General features: G+C 51.4%; 4 protein-coding genes. All 4 read left to right on the top strand.

Annotated features, from left to right (window positions below; translation table 11 throughout):
- Positions 1-229: YqjK-like family protein (locus FDW87_RS05645; RefSeq protein ID WP_137379518.1), on the top strand; the 229-nt coding region annotated here is incomplete at its 5' end.
- A gap of 174 nt (positions 230-403) precedes the next feature.
- Positions 404-796 (top strand): DoxX family protein, encoded by a 393-nt coding sequence (locus FDW87_RS05640; protein ID WP_003024847.1) that lies wholly within the window; start codon positions 404-406, stop codon positions 794-796.
- 71 nt (positions 797-867) lie between these two features.
- Positions 868-1,854 (top strand): glutathionyl-hydroquinone reductase YqjG, encoded by a 987-nt coding sequence (gene yqjG / locus FDW87_RS05635; RefSeq protein ID WP_016154622.1) that lies wholly within the window; start codon positions 868-870, stop codon positions 1,852-1,854.
- A 124-nt stretch (positions 1,855-1,978) separates the two neighbouring features.
- Complete coding sequence (locus FDW87_RS05630) at positions 1,979-2,344, top strand: DUF805 domain-containing protein (protein WP_016154623.1); 366 nt, start codon at positions 1,979-1,981, stop codon at positions 2,342-2,344.
- The last annotated feature ends 16 nt before the right edge of the window (positions 2,345-2,360 follow it).

The raw sequence follows: 2,360 nt of genomic DNA, 5'->3' as shown, positions 1-2,360 counted from the left end.
TCTGTCTGCCACTCGCCGCGACTGGCTTGAAGCCACCGAAGTTTACGATCGTGGCTGGAAGACGCTGCTGAACCTGCGTGGCTGGGTGTTGGTCGGAAGCAGTATTATGGCGGTTCGCACCATTCGTAACCCGAATCTGCTGGTACGCTGGGCTAAACGCGGCTTCAGCGTGTGGAGCATCTGGCGTCTGGTTAAATCGACCATCAGACAACAGCAACTGCGCGGCTAATCACCTCTCCTTCCCCTAACCTCAAATTTTTTGAAAATTTCTGACAGTTTTCCTTGCTAACAATTGTCATTAGCCGCGTTTATGATTCTCTCCATCGACAGCAACGACGCACTCTGCGACGTCGTTGCACAAAAAAACACAATAAGCCGCCTGAGTGGTTTCCTGGAGAGTATGATGAAGAAATTAGAAGATGTTGGTGTACTGGTAGCGCGCATTCTGATGCCAATCCTGTTTATTACCGCAGGTTGGGGAAAAATCACCGGATATGCGGGTACCCAACAGTACATGGAAGCCATGGGCGTCCCAGGATTTATGTTACCGCTGGTTATCCTGCTTGAGTTTGGCGGCGGTCTGGCCATCCTGTTTGGTTTCCTGACCCGCACTACCGCGCTGTTCACCGCGGGCTTCACGCTGCTGACGGCGTTCCTCTTCCACAGCAACTTTGCGGAAGGTGTGAACTCTCTGATGTTTATGAAAAACCTGACCATCGCAGGCGGCTTCCTGCTGCTGGCTATCACCGGTCCGGGCGCATTCAGCATCGACCGTGTACTGAATAAAAAATGGTAAGCGAGCTATACTAAACGCATCAAAAAGCGAGGAGACATCTCCTCGCTTTTGCTATCTGAGGAGGCGAAAACATGGGACAACTCATTGACGGCGTATGGCATGACACCTGGTATGACACCAAATCAACCGGGGGAAAATTTCAACGCTCTGCATCAGCTTTCCGTAACTGGCTCACCGCGGATGGCGCACCGGGTCCAACGGGCGAAGGGGGTTTCGCCGCCGAAAAAGACCGCTATCATCTCTACGTTTCTCTGGCCTGTCCGTGGGCGCATCGCACGCTGATCTTGCGTAAACTCAAAGGGCTGGAACCGTTTATTTCCGTTTCCGTTGTGCATCCGCTGATGCTGGAAAACGGCTGGACCTTTGACGATAACTTCCCGGCGGCAACCGGCGATACCCTGTATCAGCACGAATTTCTTTATCAACTCTATTTACACGCCGATCCGCACTACAGCGGTCGGGTGACCGTTCCGGTGCTGTGGGACAAAAAGAACCACACCATTGTCAGCAACGAATCTGCAGATATCATCCGTATGTTTAACACTGCGTTTGATGCGCTGGGCGCGAAAGCCGGGGATTACTATCCACCCGCTCTGCAAACTAAAATCGACGAGCTCAACGGCTGGATTTATGACAACGTCAATAACGGCGTGTATAAAGCCGGATTTGCCACCAGTCAGGAAGCCTACGACGACGCCGTAGAAAAAGTCTTTCAATCTCTGGCGCGACTGGAGCAGATCCTTGGGCAACATCGCTACCTGACCGGGGACCAGTTAACAGAGGCCGATATTCGCCTGTGGACCACGCTGGTGCGCTTTGATCCTGTGTATGTGACGCACTTCAAGTGCGACAAACACCGGATTAGCGACTATCTGAACCTGTACGGTTTCCTGCGCGATATCTACCAGATGCCAGGCATTGCGGAGACCGTTAATTTCGATCACATCCGCAATCACTACTTCCGTAGCCACAAAACCATTAACCCGACCGGCATTATTTCTGTCGGACCGTGGCAGGACCTCAACGAACCCCACGGGCGTGATGACCGTTTTGCCTGAATGACACGGGTCCCCTTTGGGGGCCAAATAATTAATACTGCAAATATTTACCAGTATTCCATTCGCAGCTATTCTTAATTTGATTGCTTTAAAAACAAGTAATTGAATACAGAACGAGGCAAAAATGGATTGGTATTTAAACGTATTAAAGAACTACTTTGGTTTTGGGGGCCGCGCGCGTCGTAAAGAATACTGGATGTTTGTGCTGGTCAACATCATCTTTACGTTCGTGCTGGGCATTCTGGACAGAATGCTTGGCTGGGAACGCGCCGGAGGGGAAGGCATATTAACGACGATTTATGGGGTTCTGGTCTTTATCCCGTGGTGGGCGGTGCAGTTCCGGCGTTTACATGACACCGACCGCTCGGCCTGGTGGCTACTGGTGCTGCTGATCCCGATCGTAGGCTGGTTGGTAATCATCATTTTCAACTGTCAAAACGGAACTCAGGGGAGCAACCGCTTCGGCGCTGACCCGAAACAACTGTCCTGATGTAATACACCATCTT

Origin of the sequence: Citrobacter sp. wls826 (genome assembly GCF_005281245.1) — a bacterium.
In the GTDB taxonomy this organism is placed as follows: domain Bacteria; phylum Pseudomonadota; class Gammaproteobacteria; order Enterobacterales; family Enterobacteriaceae; genus Citrobacter; species Citrobacter braakii.
This window is presented reverse-complemented; position numbering and strand designations above follow the sequence as displayed.